Here is a 20,749-nt window from a genome sequence, read left to right as displayed (position 1 = left end):
ATTACTTTTTAAGCGATTCCATACGCGTCGTGAGAGCAGGATACAGATTGGACAACATTTTATAACCTTCCTGCTTTTCCTGCGTAGTTGCTTTCGAATAGATCAAAACGACTTCATCCAGTTTGGAATCAGCGAACATCTGAAGTAACGGAGATGTCGGCCGAGCACTTTTCACCTGTTCCAGAACCGGGAGCAGACCGATTATAGTCGTACGTCCACGATCCGGATTTGCAGCCATTTCATCGAGCCCCTTACGATGATAATTATACCACATGTCCCGGAACAGTTCCGAAGTATTGTCCGTCAGAGCCGTTGCCAAAGCATGGCGGTTACGGTCGTTTTCAAAAGCTTTCCACCCTGTCCATGTAGGTTGCGCCTGTGCCAGGCTCACAATCTGCATGGCCTGTTCGAAGAAAGCAGTGCCACCTTTCGGAGAAAAACTGTCGAAATCCAGTCCGAGGATCGTATAGATATAAAAAACAACCGTTGCAATCAGATTGCTGTTCAATGTATTTTCCGTATATTCCAACGGTTCGAATTCGGTATAGTCGAAAGAGAGTTCCGTATCACGATAATTCAGCAACGTAGTCGTATAGCTGGAATTATATACCGGACGGCGGGCCTGCACCTGTATCTCGCCTTTAAAACTATTGTCCGATACCATTTCGTTGATGATGAGAGTCATGGAACAGTCGATACGTTCGTTCATGGCAAAAGTAGCATCCGTCCACTTTTTGTTATTGACGAAATCATTCAATGCATCCTGCAAGGTTTTGAATACCTGTTTATTCGTACTCTGTACCTTATCACTGTTTATAGTGATGCGGGCATTCAGCTCCTGCGCCTTACCTATAAAGGGAGCAGCTCCCAACAAGCATATGCATAACAATTTCTTAATCATTCTCATTTTAATAATGTTGCCAATTTATTTACAATATCAACGGCCACCTCCTGTTTGCTCTTCAACGGATAAGCAATCGTCTCGCCTTCCTTGTCGATGATCGTGATCTTATTCGTGTCGCAACGGAAACCGGCACCTGCATCCTTTAAAGAATTCAACACGATAAAATCGAGGTTTTTCCGCTTCATCTTTCCTTCCGCATGGGCCATTTCATTATTTGTTTCCAATGCGAAACCTACCAAGATCTGGTTTTCACGCTTGATCGCCCCTAACGAAGCTGCGATGTCCTTATTCGGAACCAGACGGAGCGACATTTCTCCTTTCGTTTCCCTCTTGATCTTTTCGCTTGCCTGCTCATCCGGGCGATAATCCGCCACAGCGGCACAAAGGATACCGGCATCCGCCTCCGGAAAAGCAGTTATGGCCGCCTGATACATCTCTTCGGCCGACTCGACATCGATCCGTTTGATATTCGGATGAACTACCGTCAAAGACACCGGTCCTGCGATCAATGTCACTTCCGCTCCCTGCTCCGCACACGCTTCCGCCAATGCAAACCCCATCTTTCCAGAAGAATAGTTACCTATAAAACGCACAGGATCTATCTTTTCATATGTCGGACCGGCTGTTATTACAATCTTTTTTTTTTCAAGTCGGGTTTGGGAAGCGAAGAAATTTTCCAGGACCGCCACGATCTTATCAGGTTCTTCCATACGCCCCTTACCCACCAGATGACTGGCAAGTTCCCCTTCGGCAGGTTCGATAATACGGTTGCCGAACAAACGGAGCCGGTCTAAGTTCTGCCTTGTGGAAGGATGTGCGAACATATCCAAATCCATCGCCGGAGCGACAAAAACCGGAGCCTTGCATGACAAGTATGTCGTGACCAGCATATTGTCAGCAATGCCATTCGCCATCTTTCCGATCGTCGAAGCAGTAGCCGGTGCTACCAGCATGGCATCAGCCCAGAGACCAAGATCGACATGGCTGTTCCACGTGCCGTCGCGATTCGAGAAAAACTCGCTGATCACCGGATGGCTGCTCAACGTGGATAATGTAAGCGGCGTAATGAATTCCTTTCCCGCAGGGGTAATGACAACTTGCACCTCCGCCCCTTTCTTCACGAGGGCACGGATAATATAGGCAGCTTTATAGGCAGCGATGCTCCCTGTTATCCCCAATATGATATGTTTACCTTTCAGCATTTTATTCGATATGTAGTACCCCTCTTTTAAAACATAGGTGTTTTGATTTTAAAACATAGGTGTTTTGAAAACGAAACATATATGTTTTGAAAGAGAAGTTCCTTGTTCCATGTTTTATTACAAACGTAACGCCATTATCTCACGCGCTACACGGCTATCTATATTGTGATGTTCACCCAATTTCCACCCCTGTTTGTCCACAGGAGCGGCAAGGGCATCCAAATCCTTTTCTGCAATGCCACATTCACCGAGGCGCGTTTTCAGTCCCATCCGGCGGAAGAAATCCTCGCAGGCGACGATTGCCTTACGCGCCCTTTCCTCTTCCGTTCCATCCGTAATACCAAAAACTACTTCCCCCATACGAGCCAGTTTGACCTGCTTCTCCTTAAACATATAAGTCATGACACCCGGCAAGAGAATCGCCAATGTTTGTGCATGATCCAGGCCGAACTGCGCCGTTAGCGCGTACCCCATGCGGTGGGAAGACCAGTCCTGCGGAACCCCCTGCCCGATCCAGACATTCAACGCATTGGTTGCCGCCCACATCAAGTTGGCACGGATATCATAATCGTTCGGATTGTCCAAGACCTTCACCCCCTCTTCATGAATGACACGCATCAGTCCTTCCGAGAAGGCATCCTGCACTTTTGCATTGACCGGATAAGTCAAATACTGCTCCACTACATGAATAAAAGAGTCGACCACCCCGTTTGCCACCTGACGCGCAGGGAGCGAATAGGTCACTTCCGGGTCCAGTACAGAGAATTTCGGGAATACCAGCGGACTGGCGAAATTCAGTTTCTCACAAGTCGATACACGGGAGATGACCGAACGTTCGTTCATCTCCGAACCGGTCGCGGCCAATGTAAGTACCGTACCCAAAGGCAGGGCATTCTTTATCTCGCCACCTTTCGAAAGAATATCCCACGGATCGCCTTCGAAACCGACAGACACCGCGATGAACTTCGTAGCGTCGATCACCGAACCTCCGCCTACGGCCAACAAAAAATCGATCTTCTTCTCTTTGACGACCTCCACGGCCTTCATGCAGGTTTCGTAATGCGGATTTGCTTCGATTCCCGGAAACTCGGTCACTTCAAATCCTTCCAACGCCTTCGTCACCTGGCCGTAGATGCCGTTTTTCTTTATGCTACCGCCGCCATACACCATCAGCACTTTACTTCCTTCCGGAATCAAAGCGGACAAACGGGCTATGGAACCTTTGCCGAAAACAACCTTTACAGGGTTACAAAACTCAAAATTATTCATGGTCCTTATTTCGAATTAAAACCTCTCAATTTTATCTCAGTCAGTATTTTCTTGGTGTTCAGAGGGAAATCACCATTCATAATCCAGGAATAATATCCGGGATCGTTCTTCAGCACTTCCTCTACCAGACGGCCTTTATATTTACCGAAGTTTATCACTTCTTCCCCCTTGTCGTTATATACCATACGTCCGGCAAAGTCCACATTATTCGTATAGCTCGAATATTGGGAAAGGAAATTAATGTCATTCTGCAACTCCGGATACCGGTCCAACTGCGCTTTCAACACTTCATAAGTCGCCATCGTATCGGCCTCCGCCGTATGGGCGTTTTCAAGGCTCTTGTCACAGTAGAACTTATAAGCGGCCGCAAGCGTACGCTGTTCCATCTTATGAAAAATGGTCTGTACGTCTACAAACTTGCGTTTGTTCAAATCGATATCGACACCTGCACGCAGAAATTCTTCTGCCAACAAAGGGATATCAAAGCGATTGGAATTATATCCTGCCAAATCACACCCCTCTATCTGGGCTGCCAACGATTTGGCTATTTCTTTAAAGGTAGGACAGTCTTTTACGTCTTCGTCGGTGATGCCGTGAATAGCGGTCGACTCTGGTGGAATGGGCATTTCCGGATTGATCCGTCTCGTTTTAGATTCTTCTTTTCCATTCGGGTAAACCTTGACAAAAGAGATTTCCACGATACGATCTTTGACAATATTAATACCCGTCGTCTCCAAGTCGAAGAAGACTAACGGATTTTTCAGGTTTAACTGCATTTCTTATATTTTAATCATTCAACATCATAGGCATCAGCAGCATCAGCAAATCCTCGTTTTCTTCGTTTTCAGAAGGAACGATCAGACCGGCACGCGAAGGATCAGCCAATTCGAGTATCACCTCTTCCGAATTGATGTTGCTCAGTATTTCAATCAGATAAGTTGCCTTGAAACCGATGCTTAATTCGGTTCCGTCAAAACTGCAAACAATTTTCTCTTCTGCGGAAGTAGAAAAATCGATGTCCTGTGCGGAAACAAGCATTTCGTTCTCCTTCAGCTGCAACTTGACAAGGCTGCTGGCCGGATTGGAGAAAACGGAAACACGCTTCAAGGCATTCAGGAAAGAGATACGGTCGATTGTCACCTTGAAAGGATTTTCCTGCGGAATCACACTGTTGTAATTCGGATAACGACCTTCGATCAGGCGGCATACCATTTCGAAATTAGCACAGTTGATATAAGCATTGTTATCATCAAACTTGATGCTGACCATCTCTCCTTCCTTTGATAAAAGGCCTTTCAACAGGTTCGCGGGCTTCTTCGGCAAGATGAAAGAAGCTCTTTCCGGTGATTTTACCGAAAGATTGCGCAGACGCACCAGCTTATGACCGTCGGAAGCCACGAATGTCAAATCGTCCGTGTGAATATCGAAATAGATACCGTTCATTACCGGACGAAGCTCGTCGTCAGCCGTTGCAAACAACGAACGGCTGATACCGTTCAACAACATCTGCGCGTCCATCATGATAGAGATTGCATTCTCATTCAGAGGTTTCTGCTGCGGATATGTATCTCCCTTCTGTCCGATAAAATTATATTTACCATTCTGGAAATGGATAAAGATTTCCAGGTTATCGTCGTTAATATCAAAAGTCAGCGGCTGTTCGGGCAACTCCTTCAACGGGTCGAGCAAGATTTTTGCCGAAACCGCGAAAAGTCCGCTTCCTTGTGCATTCATCACGTCAACGGATGTAACCAGACGTGTTTCAGCATCCGAAGCTGTTATAGTAAGTTTATTACCTTCCAGGTTGAAAAGGAAACTGTCCAGGATCGGTAATGAATTCTTAGAAGCAATAACTTTGCTAATAGATTGCAAACGTGATAACAACGCTGTGCTGGATACATCAAATCTCATGGTTCTTAATTATTAATTTATTTCTATTTATTATTTATCAACGTGTTGTAGGTTCGATTCACAGACTGCTCCCAATCGGACAGCTGCAGATTCGCCCACACAAAAGTATGAAAATATTCCATATAACCACCCGAATGAAGACAAAAAAAGAGGTCCTTCCCGCTATGGAAAAGGACCTCTCTTCGTATCTTGATATTACGCTCCGTTATTTAGCGAAATAATCTTTAACAGCTTCGTTAGGAATCATTTCTTCCTGGAAGATGTAAGCACCAGTCTTCGGGGACTTAACCATCTTGATTACTTTAGAGTAGGTACGACCGTCACCTTTCTTAAATGTTGCAACCGCTTTTTTTGCCATTGTTTAATCTCCTCTTACTTAATTTCTTTGTGTAACGTCATCTTCTTCAGGATAGGATTATACTTCATCAGCTCCAATCTCTGAGTTGTATTCTTTCTGTTCTTTGTTGTAATATAACGAGATGTACCCGGCATACCACTGTCTTTGTGCTCGGTGCATTCAAGAATCACCTGAACTCTGTTACCTTTTGCTTTCTTTGCCATTTCTTATTTCCTCCTCAAATTAAGCGTTTAAATAACCTTTTTCAGCAGCTTTCTTAATTGCTGCATCCAAACCAAGTTTATTGATAGTACGCAAGCCAGCGGCTGAAATATTCAGGCTAACCCAACAATCCTGTTCTACCCAGTAGAACTTTTTAGTAAACAGGTTCACATCAAACTTACGTTTCGTTCTTCTCTTAGAGTGAGAAACGTTGTTGCCAACCATTGCTTTTTTTCCGGTAATTTGACAAATTTTCGACATTGCTAATTTTACTTTTTAATATTACGAAATTAAGTCAACTCCTGCTATGTGTCTTCCCTTTTTGAACTGCATCACGAACAAAAACAAAGATTCTAATAGAGTTTCTCTTCTTTTACGGGGCACAAAGGTACAAATTATTTTGATTCACACACAAGAAATCTACAAATAAATCAACACTTTCTGCTATTTTTCCTTAATTCATTCTGTATAAAGGCGTCAAGACCCGCTGCCGCATAGATTGTTATCGCAAACAAATAAGGATAATGATAACGGGAAGTGATCACGAACAAAACCGTTACTGCTGTGCCTAAAACAGGGATCAGAAGATAGAGATTCCGCTCTCGTAACAGATCGCGCCGGTTCGTCCAAACGTAATAAAAGAATAGTAAAAGCACCGTGTAATAGACAATGCTTTTCAACGCCAGGGAAACGATTAACTCCATCATCTTCATATTATTACCCTCCACCTTTGAAAGAACTACTCTAAATCCCATATCCGGCTTTACACGCTCCGTCCAGGTATCTTCACAATACAAAGCAGCCAACTTGAAGGGCAGTTGGGAAACATACTTAAACGGATGCTCCGATATCCAGCGGACTGACGCACGCTTCAGCAGGCTGTCCCGCTCCATGTAGGTATAATCTCCGGGAGGAAGGCAAATATAATTGTCCGGATCATCGAAGCCGTTAAAATTGACTAAACCGTTTGCTTCATCAAAAGAACTCATCGCTAAGTTATAGCCTCCGGACACCGCTTGATAGACAAAATGGCCGGTTCTCTCCTTCGCACTCCGCCCGATCAGGAAAACAGTCAAGACAAGCGGCAAGGCCAATGCTGCATAAGACTGCCACCGGCGCTTTTGCACGATGAAAAGGAGCAAAATCACGAATAAAAAGACAATTGCCAGAGGACGGAACCAGTTAGCCACAGCGATCAGCACGCCGGCGACAGCCACAGGAAACAGCCGGCGAACGTTGCATAGCAGCAGGGCTGTCAATAGTAGGAAAGTAAAAGGCAAATCAGTCAATACAGCTATCGGAGCATATAGGTTCGAAAAAATCAACATATATAAAATAGCAGCGTAATACCCCGTTTTATTCGAAAACATCCGTCCGGCCAACTTCCGTATTTCAAATACCATTGCAATATTCATCAATAAATTCAGCAATCGGACAAAGGAGAAAGATCCGCAAAGATGATAGATCCCGATCAAAAGGTTTACATACCCCGGACCGAAAATAAAATCCTCATATTGGTTATGCACGTCCGGATACCAAGTGCCCCTCGCGATGCATTCCGAAGCCAGTTTCACATAAGCTTGGGCATCATCGTGGTTGGGCATATCCCAGTATTTTATTACCAGGCAAACCTGCAGGATCACCCATATGACAAACATGATCCGAAAAACGACCGGTATTTTTTTCCCTATCATTTCTTTTGCTCTTTTTGGGAGACAAAGATACAGCCTTTTCACCGGTAATCCGCCCGTGATAAATTAATTCTATCTGTACATTCGAGAAACAACGGGACGTATTTGCAACAAAATCAAACTCGGGATGGTTTCATTTTTAAAGAAACATAAAATAAAAACGCATTTAATATGACACGAGATTTTAAAGAAGCATTGAGACACCGCAGAACTTATTACCACATCACGAACAGTTCTCCGATATCAGACGAACAGATCAAAGAAATCATAGACTTCGCAGTCATGAACGTCCCTTCTGCCTTCAACTCGCAATCTACCCGCATCGTATTGCTGTTAGGCAAGAATCATAAAAAGCTTTGGGAGATAACGAAAGAGACATTGAAGAGGCTTGTTTCAGCGGAAGTCTTCAAAGGGACGGAAGCTAAAATAGACGGAAGTCTGGCTGCCGGCTACGGAACGATCCTGTTCTTCGAAGACAAAACGGTAGTTGAACAGCTGCAAGACTCCTTCCCTACTTATTACGACAAATTTCCGGTTTGGGCACAGCAAACATCTGCCATGCACCAGCTGGCGATCTGGACAATGTTGGAAGATGCCGGCTTAGGCGTGTCCCTTCAACATTATAATCCGTTGATCGACGAAACGGTATATGCAGAATGGAAACTCGACCCGAAATGGGAACTGGTGGCACAGATGCCTTTCGGAACGCCGACGGAGGGACCCGGACCGAAAGAGATCAAACCGTTAGACAAAAGAGTCCTGGTTTTCAAGTAAAAGAACACAAGCATGAATTACGATATTGCAATCATAGGAGGAGGACCGGCCGGCTATACCGCAGCCGAACGGGCAGCCGAAGGAGGCCTGAAAACCGTCCTCTTTGAAAAGAACGCCATTGGAGGCGTCTGCCTGAACGAAGGCTGTATTCCCACAAAAACGTTATTATACTCCGCCAAGATATTGGACAGTTTCAAAACATCCTTCAAATATGGCATTTCACCGGAAGGAACACCGTCTTTCGACATGGACAAGATCATCAGGCGGAAGAACCGGACTGTCAAAAAGCTAACATCCGGTGTGAAGATGCGGCTCACTTCAAGTGGAATCACGATTGTCGAAGGGACAGCCGTTTTGAACGGGGAAACGGATGGAATGATCCGTATACAATGCGGAAACGCCCTTTTCACCGTCAAAAACGTCCTCCTCTGTACCGGCTCCGAAACGGTAATCCCTCCAATCAAGGGACTTTCGGATACAGATTACTGGACTTCGCGGGAAGCACTCGACAGCAAAGAACTTCCTAAAGAACTTGCCATCATAGGCGGCGGTGTCATCGGGATCGAGTTTGCTTCATTCTTTACCAGCATGGGAGTAAAAGTAAAGGTGATCGAGATGATGCCGGAAATACTCGGCGCGATGGACAAAGAGGCTTCCGCCATGCTCCGGAGCGAATACGCCAAGAAAGGGGTGGAATTTCATCTGAACACAAAAGTGACCGAAGTCAACCCGAAAGAGGTCATTGTCGAAAAAGACGGCAAGACGAATGCGATCTCCACAGACAAAATCCTGGTCAGCGTAGGCCGCCGGGCAATTACCAAAAATTTAGGTCTGGAAAGCCTTTCCATCGAGACGGACCGCCGGGGCGTCCGAGTGAACGAATATATGCAGACCTCCCATCCGCACGTTTATGCAGCCGGAGATATCACAGGATTCTCGCAACTGGCCCACACGGCCTATCGGGAAGGTGAGGTTGCTGTCAACCATATCCTGGGGAATGAGGAACGGATGGATTACAGGGCTATTCCCGCCGTCGTCTACACCAATCCGGAAGTGGCCGGTGTGGGCAAGACGGAAGAGGAATTGAAGGCAAGTGGAGAATATTACAACCTTGTCAAGATACCGATGACCTATTCCGGCCGCTTTGTCGCCGAAAACGAAATCGGCAACGGGCTATGCAAGCTCCTGACAAACGTGAACGGCCAGATCATCGGTTGCCATCTGGTGGGAAATCCGGCATCGGAGATCATCGTCATTGCCGGTATCGCCGTCGAGCACGGTTATACGGTCGATGAATTCAAGAAAACCGTATTTCCCCATCCGACTGTCGGAGAGGCGATACATGAAAGTCTCTACCTCTGATAATGCTTTATATCAACAATCCATACACGGATGCCTGGTTCAACCTGGCAGCCGAGGAGTATCTGCTCAAGAACTTTTCGGACGACATCTTCATGTTGTGGCAGAACGAACCGTCCGTCATCATCGGTAAGCACCAGAACGTATGGGACGAGATAAACCGAAACTATATTCAGGAGAAGCATATCAAAGTCGTACGCCGTTATTCCGGTGGCGGAGCCGTCTATCACGATTCCGGCAACCTGAATATCACTTTTATACAAAACAGCAAGGAACTCGCATCCGGCACATTCACAGCCCGGCTGATCGCCTTCCTTGCCACATTCGGCATCCGGGCAGAGGCTGACGAACGGCAGGCACTCACGATCGACGGGTTGAAAATATCGGGCAGTGCGCAATCCATCCACAAAGGAAGGATCTTGCACCACGCCACCCTCCTTTTCTCCACCGACCTGTATCGCCTGACGACCGCCCTCAAAAGTACAGAACGGAGACCGGAAAGAAAAGAAATGAAGCCCGCTCCTTTTTATGTCAAATCCGTAAGAAGCCCGGTCACCAACATATGCACCTATACCCGTAAAGCGGTATCTATCGGAGAATTCAGAGACGCACTCCTGAACTATTTTACAGAAAACAAGACGGACACCCGTCCCTATTCATTCACTGAAGACGATTTGAACGCCATCCGGTCCCTACGTGACAACAAATACGCGACGTCGGCCTGGAACTTCAATATCAGAACATAAAATACACATTTAAACTATGTCGACATTTGAAATAAAAATGCCCAAACTGGGCGAAAGCATCACGGAAGGGACGATTGTCTCCTGGTCCGTCAAAGTAGGCGACGCTGTTCAAGAAGACGATGTCCTCTTTGAAGTGAGCACCGCCAAAGTCAGTGCGGAAATACCCTCTCCGGTTGCAGGAAAGGTGCTCGAACTGCTGTTTTCCGAAGGCGATACGGTGGCCGTCGGTACAACCGTCGCCCTGATCCAGCTGGAAGGCGAAGAGGGAGAAGCACCCGAAAGTACCACTCCTGCCGCAGCTAAAAGCGACGAAAGCACAATGGTACAGTCTGTACCGGCAGAACCCGCCCAGCCCGTCAAATCATCCAAGGAAGAAGACGGAAGATGGTATTCTCCCATCGTGCTGAAATTAGCACAGGAAGCCAAAATATCGCAAGCCGAACTGGACGCGATTCCGGGAACCGGCTACGAAGGACGACTCAGTAAAAAAGATATTAAAGATTATATCACGACCAAGAAAAGTGGCATCACCCCACAAAGTGATACCGAAAACTTGCGTCAACCGTCGACGCAGCCCACCATCTCCGATCGACGTAACCCACCATCTCCGGTCGATGGTGTCCACCATCACCAACCGACGCAGCCCACCATCTCCGATCGACGCAACCCGGCATCTGTTACCGAAGACGAAACGGTCGAAATGGACCGCGTTGCCCGTATCATATCAGACCATATGGTCATGTCGAAAAAAGTGTCTCCCCACGTTACAACTGTTGTCGAAGCCGACGTCACCCGTCTGGTAAAATGGCGCAACCGCACGAAAGACGCATTTTTCAAACGTGAAGGTGTAGCACTCACTTTCATGCCTGCCATAGCGGAAGCTACAGCAAAGGCACTGGCTGAATTCCCGCACGTGAACGCTTCGGTCGACGGCTACAAAGTCATTCTGAAAAAGCATATTAACCTGGGTATCGCCGTGTCGCTGCCCGACGGTAACCTGATCGTACCGGTTATCCATGATGCAGACAAGTTGAATCTGAACGGCCTTGCTGCCAACATCGACACTCTTGCCGCCAAAGCACGCACGGGTAAGCTGATGCCAGACGATATACAAGGCGGAACTTTCACGATCACCAACTTCGGTTCGTTCAAGAGCCTGTTCGGTACGCCGATCATCAACCAGCCGCAGGTAGCCATCTTAGGCGTCGGCTTCATCGAAAAGAAACCGGCCGTCGTGGAGACACCCGAAGGAGATACGATCGCAATTCGCCACAAGATGTACCTGTCCCTGTCGTACGACCACCGGATCATCAACGGTGCACTGGGTGGAGAGTTCCTGCGACGCGTAGCGGATTATCTGGAGAACTGGGATAAATGATAATTTATCTGTTACTTTTGGCTTGATCCAAAAGTAACCAAAAGATCAAGGCTTAAGCTGCTTCGCTACTTCGTTCCCTCCGTTCGCTGTCGCGTCTGAAACTCGCTTCGCTCAAACAGCAGACGCTCCGGACGGTCTCTGCGCTTTACGCTCACCAGCTTAGGCCGGAGATAGAGCCTGACGGCTCTTCAGGGATTGCCAATGCTGCCTGCTCCTTTGTGATCCCGCATCAAGTGCGGAAACAGGCTTGTCCCCGTGCCCCGCACGGGGCCGCAAAAGAACGATCAGTATCGGCAATCCCAAAAGAAAGCGTAGCTTTCTTGGAAAGGCCTAAGCGGACGGGCGTCAAGCGGAGGGTAAAGACGAAGCGTCCGGAGCCTGCGCTGTTTGAGCGAAGCGAGTTTCGTAGGCGACAGCGTAGTCTTTGCCCGGAGTAGACCGGACGGTTAAGCCTTGACTTTTTGGTTACTTTTGGGTCAAGCCAAAAGTAACATATCACAAAACAATTAAAACAACACACAAAATAATCAAGTATGAAACGATACGATATAAAAACGACCGATACCGAGACCCTTCGCAAATGGTATTACCTGATGAGTCTCGGCAGGGCGCTCGATGAAAAGGCGCCTTCTTACCTGCTCCAGTCCTTAGGCTGGTCCTATCATGCCCCTTATGCCGGGCATGACGGCATCCAGCTCGCCATCGGGCAGGTATTCCACCGGGGAGAGGATTACCTCTTTCCCTACTACCGCGATATGCTGACCGTCCTGTCTGCCGGAATGACGGCGGAAGAAATCATCCTGAACGGCATCTCGAAAGCGACCGATCCGTCCAGCGGCGGACGGCATATGTCCAACCACTTCGCCAAGCCGGAGTGGCATATCGAGAACATCTCCTCGGCAACCGGGACACACGACCTGCACGCCGTAGGTGTCGCCCGTGCAATGGTTTATTACGACCATAAAGGCGTTGCGATCACTTCGCACGGCGAGTCCGCCACTTCCGAGGGCTACGTCTACGAAGCCATCAACGGGGCGAGCAACGAGCAGCTCCCCGTTATCTTTGTCTTGCAGGACAACGGCTACGGCATCTCCGTCCCCAAAAAGGATCAGACGGCCAACCGCAAGGTAGCCGACAACTTCTCAGGCTTCAAGAACCTGCGCATCATCCACTGCAACGGAAAAGACGTTTTCGACTCGATGAACGCCATGACCGAAGCCCGCGAACATGCGATCAATACGCATAATCCGGTGATCGTCCATGCAAATTGCGTACGCATCGGCTCCCATTCGAACTCCGACAAGCAGACTTTGTATCGCGATGAAAACGAACTTGCCTACGTGAAAGCAGCCGACCCGCTGCAAAAATTCCGCCGTATGCTGCTCCGTTACAACCGCTTGACCGAAGATGAACTGAAGCAGATAGAAGCACAGGCGAAAAAAGACCTGAGCGCAGCCAACCGCAAAGCGATGGCGGCTCCCGAACCCGATCCTGCAACGATCTACGACTATGTCCTACCCGAACCTTACAAGCCGCAGAAATATACAGACGGCACGCACAAAGAAGAAAATGGCGAAAAGAAAACACTGGTAACCGCAATCAACGAAACACTGAAAGCAGAATTCCGCCATAACCCGAATACATTCCTGTGGGGACAGGATGTGGCCAACAAAGACAAAGGCGGCGTGTTCAACGTCACCAAAGGCATGCAACAGGAGTTCGGGCCGAAGCGTATCTTCAATGCTCCCATTGCCGAAGACTACATTGTAGGCACGGCCAACGGCATGTGCCGCTTCGACCCGAAAATACATGTCGTGGTGGAAGGAGCCGAATTTGCCGACTACTTCTGGCCGGCCATCGAGCAATATGTCGAATGTACACACGAATACTGGCGAAGCAACGGACAGTTCACCCCTAACCTGACACTCCGCCTGGCATCGGGCGGTTATATCGGCGGAGGGCTCTACCACTCGCAAACGATCGAAGGGGCGCTGACCTCCATTCCGGGAGCCCGCATCGTCTATCCTTCGTTTGCCGATGACGCGGCAGGACTGTTGCGCACCAGCATACGTTCGAAGGGCTTTACCGTCTTTCTCGAACCGAAAGCGCAATATAACTCGGTCGAAGCAGCCGGTTTCGTGCCGGAAGACTTCGAGGTTCCTTTCGGGAAAGCCCGTATCCGCCGGCCGGGCAACGACCTGAGCGTGATCACATATGGCAATACCACGCATTTCTGCCTCAGTGTCGCCGAGAAGCTGAAGAAAGAGCATAACTGGGACGTGGAAGTCATCGACATCCGCTCGCTGATCCCACTCGATACGGAAACGATCTTCGCTTCCGTGAAAAAAACCGGCAAGGTGCTGATCGTACATGAAGACAAAGTGTTCTCAGGTTTCGGAGCGGAAATAGCCGGTATCGTCGGCACGGAAATGTTCCGATACCTGGATGCTCCGATCCAACGCGTCGGTTCTACCTTTACCCCTGTCGGTTTCCATCCGGTCCTCGAAAAGGCGATCCTGCCCGGAGAAGAACGGATCTACAACGCAGCAAAAGCATTATTGGAATATTAATGAAGAGGGTATGTTAAAATCTCCTTGTCCCCGCACTTGATGCGGGGCTGCAAAAGGACAGACCTTATCAATCAGATTTTTATAGGGCCGGTTTTAATGCGATCCCGCGAGGGGCGCGGGAACAGGATAGTTTCGACACACCTTCTATAAACAACATACAAAATGAAGAAAATAGGTTTATTCTATGGTGGCACAACCGCTAAAACAGCCGTAGTCGCCTTGAAAATACAAGAAGCATTCGCAGAAAACGAAGTCATCCTGATCCCGATAGAAGGGGCGACACGCAAGGAGTTCGAATCGTTCGACAATATTATTGCCGGAACTTCCACCTGGTTCGACGGAGAACTGCCGACTTACTGGGACGAGTTCATGCCGGAAATAGAATCCATCGACATGACGGGCAAGAAAGTCGCCCTATTCGGGCTCGGAGACCAAGAACGCTATCCCGACAATTTCGTCGATGGGATCGGCATTCTGGCGGAAGCCTTTACCAAAAGCAATGCGGAACTGATCGGTTTCATGCCTGTCAACGACTACCATTTCACCCAATCAAGGGCCGTTAAGGAAGGGCATTTCCTGGGACTTCCCCTCGATATCGAGAACCAGTCCGAACAAACGGAGGAACGGATACTGAAATGGGTGGCGAAACTGAAAAAGGAGTTTCAATAATATTTGCATTTGTTTCTGCTCTTGGCAGGGAGCTGTGTCGAAGCAAAATTTTGCTTACTAATAGATATAATTTAGGCACGGATTTCACGGAAAACACGGAAAAAATAAATTCATCCGTATAAATCCGTGAAATCCGTGCCTAAAAAGATTGTGATAAAGGTGTTTTCCGATTACTGCAAGCGACGAATACCCACCGCCTTGTTATACTGGGCGAGAGACGCTTTCTGCTGATACCAAGTCTGAATCAAGCTGCTATAGGACTGAATCCAGGAAAGCTGGGCGGAAAGGACATCGAGGATCGGAAGTTTTCCCTCTTTATAGCTGAACGTATTCAGGTCGAGATTTTCCTCAGCGATCTTGCAGGCTTCTTCGGCAACATCGATCTGCTTCGTGTTTTCCGTCAGGCTGGTCCAGGAATTGGCTACCTCCTGGGAAATCTGGTCGCGGGTGTAATCCATAACATATTCCTTACTGCGTAAGATAGCTTTCTGAGAATTCACCTCTTTGAAACGGGCTCCCCAACGAAACAAAGGTATCTTCAGGGAGGCGAACACGGCAGGTGTCCAAAGCTGGTCGGATCCTTTCACGTTCAACATCGGAGTGCCCCAGGTTCCCTGAAAACCGATAGCCAGTGTCGGATTATACTTTGCTTTTGACAAGTTGATCTGCCGCTTCTGGTATTCAACATTCAATCGGGAGATCGTAAAGTCCGGCCGGTTCTGCAAAGCGGCCTCTTCCCCTATGTGCATCGGCAACGGCTGCACCGTCGTGATGGCATCGGCAATCTCCACCGGTGTCATAGGAGGAACACCCATTAGCACATTCAGGTTCTGCAAGGCGATCTGATAATCTTTGTACGCAGCGCTTTTGTTCAATTCCGCTTCTTTCAAACGGGACTGTACCTGCAAGAGGTCGGTCTTACTGATCTGCCCGTCATTGAAACGGGTTGTCAGCACGTTTGCCAATTCCTGCACAATATCGACATACTGGCACATGACATCGTACATGCCTTTACGGGCAGCAGCAGACCAGTAGTTCAGGTCGGCGGCATACACGATATTATCCGTCGTCAGGTCTTCCGCCTCGGAAGCGATCTGTCCCTGTATCTGGGCGGCCTTGTAATTGTTGTAGATTTGTCCGCCGGCATAGATCGGCTGACTTACGGTAGCTCCCAAACTATAGGTGTTATGATCCATTTCGACAGCCATGCCGGGGCCGAAATCCAAATCGTACTTATTGATACGGTACTGGTAGCTGCCGGAGAAATCGACAGCTGGGAAGAAAGCGGTCTTGGCCGCCTTGATAGCATGCTGCATCGCAATACGCTCTTCCGCACTCTGTTTGATCTGGCGGCTATATTCAAGCACTTTCTGCTTGTAGTCCGCAGCCGTGACGGGCTTTTCCTGTGCTCCCACCGATAAAGCCCCCAACAGCATACAACCGATAATTATTTTATTTCTCATACTCATTATACCGATTTAATCTTAAAGAATATACAATAGGTCACCGGAAGCACGAAGATGGTCAGGATGGTCGAAACGAACAGACCTCCCATGATCGTCGCCGCCATACCGGCAAACATGGCATCGCCCAACAATGGCAACATACCCAAAATCGTTGTCCCTGATGCCATCGTCACCGGAACGATACGCGTCTTGGTTGCCTCGATCACCGCATTGACCGGCGCCAGGCCACTGTCAAGCTGCAATCCTATTTCGTCCACCAGCACGATCGCATTCTTGATATTCATACCGATCAGACCTAACAGACCTAACATGGCAAAGAAATCGAGCGACTTGCCAAACACCAGCAACCCCAATACCACACCGATGAAGATCAGAGGCAACATACACATAATCAAGACCGGCTTCCGGTAGTATTTCGGGAAGAGGAACAACAGGGTGAGATAGATCAGACCGAACATCAACGGAATATTGGCAGCAATCGCCTTGTTACCTTTATCCTGTTCAGACTGTTCGCCGAAGTATTGCAGTTTGTATCCTTCGGGAACCTGCACCTCTTGCTGGATATCCTGCCACAACTGGCTGAAAGCAGCCATCGTATTGGCTCCGCGTTTCGGCTCACACTGCATCATCATATAACGCTGACGATTATAACGCTTCACGACACTGTACTCATAATCAAGCGAGAAGTCGTCGATCACCTGCTCCACTTTGACAGAACGCCCCTTGGCGCTGTAGACAGGCAAAGTCTTGATATCGTTCAGGTTCATCGAATCGCGATCGGCATCTTTCAGCAGGATCGGCATAAACACATCTCCTTCGCGATATTCGCCTAAAGGCACGCCATTGGTTGCCGAACGAAGCGAATAAGCCATCTGCTGACGGGTGATACCTAAACGGAGACCTTTTTCCTGCGAGTACAACGGCTTCCATACCGGAACCTTGTTTCCCCAGCTGTTGCGCACTTCCATCACCATGTCGTTCTTGCGGGCGATTTCTTGTGCACGCTGTGTCAGAGCCACCAACGTATCGATATTATCACCAACAAACCCAATTTCAATTGCCGCATCAGGCACAGGAGACAAAGCAAACAAAGCTGAACGAGTCAAAATATCCGGATAGTTGGCAACCATATATTCATAGAACTTGTTTTCCTCGCTCTGTGCATCTTTCGCGTCCTTGGTTTCGATCAGGACATTGGCGAAGTTCGGCTTCGGACCGATAGACGAACTTGCCAGATAATAACGTACCGGCGAACCTCCCAGCGTGAACGAATAGGATTTGATCTTATCATTATTCTTGAGATACTCTTCTATCTTGATCACATTCCTTTCCACATCGTCGATCCCATACCCTTCCGGGAAGATCAGGTCGGCACGAAAATAGGGCTTGTTCATGATCGGGAAGAAGCTCTGCGGCATAATGCTCATGATGAACAAAGACAAGAACAAGGTTGCCACCACCGAAGTAAGCGTGAGATAACGACGTCTGATCAGACGTCCCAGCACATTTTCAAACTTATGGTACAGTTTGGTGTCATAGGGATCTTTGGATTCACCCGGTTTCGCCTCCTTCAAGATGAAATTCCCGAAAGTCGTCGTTTGCGTCAAAGCCAATATCCAACTTAACCCCAAGGATACACCAAGCACGATAAACAATGGCTTGACAATCTCGGCCACCGAAGCTGGCGCCAAATACATCGGCAAGAAAGAACAAACAGCGATAAAGGTCGCACCCAACAACGCCCACTGCGGTTTGGTGGCCCCATCGACCAACGCCTGATAGCGTGACAGACCGCGCTTGATACCGACCTGCGCATTATCGGTCACCACAATCGCGTTATCCACCAGCATACCCATCGCAATGATGAAAGCAGCAAGAGACGTACGGTTCAGCCCGACACCCCAGATCAGCATAATCAGCAACGTTCCGCCAACCGAGAATAGCAGTGAACTACCCACCAGCATACCTGCACGCGATCCCATCACAAGGAAGATAATCACGATAACGATGAGCAACGATTCGATCAGATTCAGGATAAATCCGTTATTCGCCTCGTTGGCAATCTGATTTTCCGGATAGATGGTTTTCAGTTCCATACCGATCGGGAAAAGCTGTTCCATCTCTTTCAAATGTTCGGCAACAGCGTCACCGACAGCCACCACATCATCTTTCGCACCCGTAGCCACACCGATACCGATGGCCCGTTTGCCATCCACACGCATCAGGTTGGAAGGCGGGTCCATATAGCCTCGTTCGATGGTTGCGATATCACCCAGGCGTACTTCGCCTCCACCCTTTGTCACGATCAGCTGGTCGCGTATATCCTCTATACTTTTATAAGTACCTTCGGCACGTACACGAAGCTGGTAGGTCCCGGTCATGATCTCACCCGTATTGACCAACAGGTTCTGGGTTTGCAGGACTTGCTGAATCGAATTCGGATCGATCCCCAAGTTCGCCAACTTGGGAACCGAGATACGCACATTCACGACCTGCGTCTGTTCCGCAAACAGATAGACCTTCTGCACACCCTGAATAGGAGTCAGCTCGGTCTTGATCTTCTGCGCCCAATCGCGCATATCGTCGTAGGTAAAACCTTCGTCGGCTGTCAGGGCGTAATAGATACCGAACACGTCCCCGAAATCATCACTCACATTGATGGCAGAGGCGCCACTCGGAAGGCGAGGCTGTATGTTAGCCACCTTACGACGCAATTCGTCCCACTTGACCGGCATATAATCCGGGGCCAAAGTCGGCTGCAACTCAATCGAGATCTTCGACATGCCGAAATAAGATTCAGACTTGATCTGAAAAACATCCGACATGGACTGAATTTCCCTCTCGATAGGTTCCGTTATCAATTTTTCTACCTCCTGAGGAGTAGCACCCGGATATTGCGTAACCAAAACAGCCTGCTTGATTACGAAAGGCGAGTCCTCCTTCTTCGGCAATTTAAAGAAAGAATATATACCTCCTATCAGCATGATAGCCAAAAAGAAATATATAATCTTCTTATTCTCTAAAGAATATACTGGAAGATTCATTATTTATCAGCTTAATCTGTTAATACTTTTACCTGTTGTCCTTCAACCAGGCGGGTAGCCCCGGCGGAAACGACCTGGTCACCGGCTTTCAGCCCTTTGGTTATTATAACATTGTCTTTTCCTACCAGTCCGGATTCTTCGATCTGGCGACGTTCCACCTTTTGCGACTGGGCATTATAGACAAAGACAAATTTGTCGTTATTTTCTTCACTCGCTACAATAGCGGAAAGAGGCGCCAACACCGCTCCCTCGTTAAAGCTTGCACTCTCAATATGCAGCACCACGCGACAGGAGAAGCCGACAGCCACTTTGTATTTGTTCAGATTAAATTCGGGATCGTCGATATATAGGAAAACGGGAACGCCGGAACCATCGGGAGACGCTTCCACATATTCCTTCACTTTCGCTTTGAAACGGATTCCCTTGTAGTTATCAAACTCCACATAGATCTGATAAGGAGTCGAGAAATAGGTAATGTTCGTTTCAGGCATCGTATACTGGATCTGCAACTTGTTCGGGTTAATCAGGCAAACGATCCCTTGCCCGGCCTGTACCTTCTGATAATTCTCGACATATTTCTTCTGGATAAATCCATCGAACGGAGCACGCAGTTTCGTTTGTTCCAGCTGATTCTGCGCATATTCGAATGCAGCCTTTGCATTCGAATAGGAAGCTTCGGTCGTTTCATATTCCTGCTTCGAAATAGCCTGTTTGGATAACAGCTTCTTCGCACGTTGCAACTGTGCTTCGGCTGTTTGAAAAGAGGCTTTTTTCGCTTCATATTCCCATTTGAAATCCTGAGGGTCGATCTCTGCCACGACCTGTCCCGTACGGACTTTTTGTCCTTCATCCACCTTCAGCGAAATCAGCGGTCCGGACATTTTAAAGGCCAGATCACTGAACTGATCCGGCGATACGACACCGCTAAACGACTTTTCCACAAGATTCAATGAGGTCACTTCCGCCAACTTTACCGGACGGGGACCTTGCTCCTTCACCGGCGGCTGACTACACGACATCAATGCTGCCAATACAAAAACAGGGATTAATTTACCATTCATGATAACTTGCATTTAGTTATTTATTATTACTATTATATTCTGACTATTAATTGCATACCCAGAGAATACAACATTCTTTTAAAATCTATTGTTCCGGTTCCGACCGGATTTCAAAGTGTACCCTCCGATAATTTTTCGGATATACG

18 protein-coding genes are annotated in these 20,749 nt (G+C 48.0%); 6 read left to right on the top strand and 12 right to left on the bottom strand.

The genetic code is table 11. The features are described from left to right. Position 1 precedes the first annotated feature (1 nt). The 9 genes from porD to BHV83_RS05370 form a co-directional block, all read right to left on the bottom strand. Positions 2–907 (bottom strand): type IX secretion system protein PorD, encoded by a 906-nt coding sequence (gene porD, locus BHV83_RS05410; RefSeq protein ID WP_036657359.1) that lies wholly within the window; start codon positions 905–907, stop codon positions 2–4. Continuing rightward, positions 904–2,106, bottom strand: coding sequence for a bifunctional phosphopantothenoylcysteine decarboxylase/phosphopantothenate--cysteine ligase CoaBC (coaBC, locus tag BHV83_RS05405; protein ID WP_122205574.1), 1,203 nt, complete (start codon positions 2,104–2,106; stop codon positions 904–906). Before coaBC ends, porD begins: the two co-directional genes overlap by 4 nt. A 117-nt stretch (positions 2,107–2,223) precedes the next feature. Then, positions 2,224–3,375, bottom strand: a complete 1,152-nt coding sequence (locus BHV83_RS05400; protein WP_286756711.1) for an iron-containing alcohol dehydrogenase — start codon at positions 3,373–3,375, stop codon at positions 2,224–2,226. A 5-nt stretch (positions 3,376–3,380) separates the two neighbouring features. Then, the gene (locus BHV83_RS05395) at positions 3,381–4,151 is read right to left on the bottom strand and encodes a 3'-5' exonuclease (RefSeq protein ID WP_005638110.1); all 771 of its coding nucleotides are present in this window, start codon (positions 4,149–4,151) and stop codon (positions 3,381–3,383) included. 10 nt (positions 4,152–4,161) lie between these two features. Continuing rightward, complete coding sequence (dnaN, locus tag BHV83_RS05390; protein WP_005638111.1) at positions 4,162–5,286, bottom strand: DNA polymerase III subunit beta; 1,125 nt, start codon at positions 5,284–5,286, stop codon at positions 4,162–4,164. A gap of 205 nt (positions 5,287–5,491) precedes the next feature. Next, positions 5,492–5,644, bottom strand: a complete 153-nt coding sequence (locus BHV83_RS05385; RefSeq protein WP_005638125.1) for a DUF4295 domain-containing protein — start codon at positions 5,642–5,644, stop codon at positions 5,492–5,494. A gap of 14 nt (positions 5,645–5,658) precedes the next feature. Then, the gene (rpmG, locus tag BHV83_RS05380; protein ID WP_005638127.1) at positions 5,659–5,847 is read right to left on the bottom strand and encodes a 50S ribosomal protein L33; all 189 of its coding nucleotides are present in this window, start codon (positions 5,845–5,847) and stop codon (positions 5,659–5,661) included. A 19-nt stretch (positions 5,848–5,866) separates the two neighbouring features. Then, entirely contained in the window at positions 5,867–6,106 is a 240-nt protein-coding gene (rpmB, locus tag BHV83_RS05375) for a 50S ribosomal protein L28 (protein WP_005638129.1), read from the bottom strand. A gap of 170 nt (positions 6,107–6,276) precedes the next feature. Continuing rightward, on the bottom strand, positions 6,277–7,539 hold the full coding sequence (locus tag BHV83_RS05370) for a glycosyltransferase family protein (protein ID WP_286756667.1): 1,263 nt from the start codon (positions 7,537–7,539) through the stop codon (positions 6,277–6,279). A gap of 168 nt (positions 7,540–7,707) precedes the next feature. On the opposite strand from BHV83_RS05370, the gene BHV83_RS05365 reads away from it, so the two are divergent. The 6 genes from BHV83_RS05365 (at position 7,708) to BHV83_RS05340 (ending at position 15,032) form a co-directional block, all read left to right on the top strand. Beyond that, positions 7,708–8,310, top strand: a complete 603-nt coding sequence (locus BHV83_RS05365) for a nitroreductase family protein (RefSeq protein ID WP_022322673.1) — start codon at positions 7,708–7,710, stop codon at positions 8,308–8,310. A 12-nt stretch (positions 8,311–8,322) separates the two neighbouring features. Further along, complete coding sequence (lpdA, locus tag BHV83_RS05360; protein WP_286756664.1) at positions 8,323–9,672, top strand: dihydrolipoyl dehydrogenase; 1,350 nt, start codon at positions 8,323–8,325, stop codon at positions 9,670–9,672. A 2-nt stretch (positions 9,673–9,674) separates the two neighbouring features. Continuing rightward, positions 9,675–10,415, top strand: coding sequence for a lipoate--protein ligase family protein (locus BHV83_RS05355; RefSeq protein WP_122203152.1), 741 nt, complete (start codon positions 9,675–9,677; stop codon positions 10,413–10,415). 16 nt (positions 10,416–10,431) lie between these two features. Then, entirely contained in the window at positions 10,432–11,793 is a 1,362-nt protein-coding gene (locus BHV83_RS05350) for a dihydrolipoamide acetyltransferase family protein (protein ID WP_005648928.1), read from the top strand. A gap of 533 nt (positions 11,794–12,326) precedes the next feature. Next, on the top strand, positions 12,327–14,363 hold the full coding sequence (locus BHV83_RS05345) for an alpha-ketoacid dehydrogenase subunit alpha/beta (protein WP_286756661.1): 2,037 nt from the start codon (positions 12,327–12,329) through the stop codon (positions 14,361–14,363). A 162-nt stretch (positions 14,364–14,525) separates the two neighbouring features. Beyond that, a complete protein-coding gene (locus BHV83_RS05340; protein ID WP_005642969.1) occupies positions 14,526–15,032 on the top strand; it encodes a flavodoxin in 507 nt (168 codons plus the stop codon). Between the two features lie 170 nt (positions 15,033–15,202). On the opposite strand, the gene BHV83_RS05335 is transcribed toward BHV83_RS05340, so the two are convergent. From BHV83_RS05335 to BHV83_RS05325, 3 genes are read right to left on the bottom strand one after another with little or no spacing between them, the layout of a single operon-like run. Continuing rightward, the gene (locus tag BHV83_RS05335) at positions 15,203–16,495 is read right to left on the bottom strand and encodes a TolC family protein (protein WP_036723673.1); all 1,293 of its coding nucleotides are present in this window, start codon (positions 16,493–16,495) and stop codon (positions 15,203–15,205) included. A gap of 5 nt (positions 16,496–16,500) precedes the next feature. After that, entirely contained in the window at positions 16,501–19,542 is a 3,042-nt protein-coding gene (locus BHV83_RS05330; protein WP_278662600.1) for an efflux RND transporter permease subunit, read from the bottom strand. 11 nt (positions 19,543–19,553) lie between these two features. Continuing rightward, positions 19,554–20,603 carry an efflux RND transporter periplasmic adaptor subunit gene (locus tag BHV83_RS05325; protein WP_036723672.1) on the bottom strand — a complete coding sequence of 350 codons (1,050 nt, stop codon included), beginning with the start codon at positions 20,601–20,603 and terminating at the stop codon, positions 19,554–19,556. Between the last annotated feature and the right edge of the window lie 146 nt (positions 20,604–20,749).

Source organism: Parabacteroides sp. merdae-related_45_40, assembly GCF_001915675.1.
This window is presented reverse-complemented; position numbering and strand designations above follow the sequence as displayed.

Coding starts and splice junctions, on each gene's coding strand:
- porD (WP_036657359.1), bottom strand. CDS start 907: ATGAGAATGATTAAGAAATTGTTATGCATATGCTTGTTGGGAGCTGCT.
- coaBC (WP_122205574.1), bottom strand. CDS start 2,106: ATGCTGAAAGGTAAACATATCATATTGGGGATAACAGGGAGCATCGCT.
- BHV83_RS05400 (WP_286756711.1), bottom strand. CDS start 3,375: ATGAATAATTTTGAGTTTTGTAACCCTGTAAAGGTTGTTTTCGGCAAA.
- BHV83_RS05395 (WP_005638110.1), bottom strand. CDS start 4,151: ATGCAGTTAAACCTGAAAAATCCGTTAGTCTTCTTCGACTTGGAGACG.
- dnaN (WP_005638111.1), bottom strand. CDS start 5,286: ATGAGATTTGATGTATCCAGCACAGCGTTGTTATCACGTTTGCAATCT.
- BHV83_RS05385 (WP_005638125.1), bottom strand. CDS start 5,644: ATGGCAAAAAAAGCGGTTGCAACATTTAAGAAAGGTGACGGTCGTACC.
- rpmG (WP_005638127.1), bottom strand. CDS start 5,847: ATGGCAAAGAAAGCAAAAGGTAACAGAGTTCAGGTGATTCTTGAATGC.
- rpmB (WP_005638129.1), bottom strand. CDS start 6,106: ATGTCGAAAATTTGTCAAATTACCGGAAAAAAAGCAATGGTTGGCAAC.
- BHV83_RS05370 (WP_286756667.1), bottom strand. CDS start 7,539: ATGATAGGGAAAAAAATACCGGTCGTTTTTCGGATCATGTTTGTCATA.
- BHV83_RS05365 (WP_022322673.1), top strand. CDS start 7,708: ATGACACGAGATTTTAAAGAAGCATTGAGACACCGCAGAACTTATTAC.
- lpdA (WP_286756664.1), top strand. CDS start 8,323: ATGAATTACGATATTGCAATCATAGGAGGAGGACCGGCCGGCTATACC.
- BHV83_RS05355 (WP_122203152.1), top strand. CDS start 9,675: ATGCTTTATATCAACAATCCATACACGGATGCCTGGTTCAACCTGGCA.
- BHV83_RS05350 (WP_005648928.1), top strand. CDS start 10,432: ATGTCGACATTTGAAATAAAAATGCCCAAACTGGGCGAAAGCATCACG.
- BHV83_RS05345 (WP_286756661.1), top strand. CDS start 12,327: ATGAAACGATACGATATAAAAACGACCGATACCGAGACCCTTCGCAAA.
- BHV83_RS05340 (WP_005642969.1), top strand. CDS start 14,526: ATGAAGAAAATAGGTTTATTCTATGGTGGCACAACCGCTAAAACAGCC.
- BHV83_RS05335 (WP_036723673.1), bottom strand. CDS start 16,495: ATGAGAAATAAAATAATTATCGGTTGTATGCTGTTGGGGGCTTTATCG.
- BHV83_RS05330 (WP_278662600.1), bottom strand. CDS start 19,542: ATGAATCTTCCAGTATATTCTTTAGAGAATAAGAAGATTATATATTTC.
- BHV83_RS05325 (WP_036723672.1), bottom strand. CDS start 20,603: ATGAATGGTAAATTAATCCCTGTTTTTGTATTGGCAGCATTGATGTCG.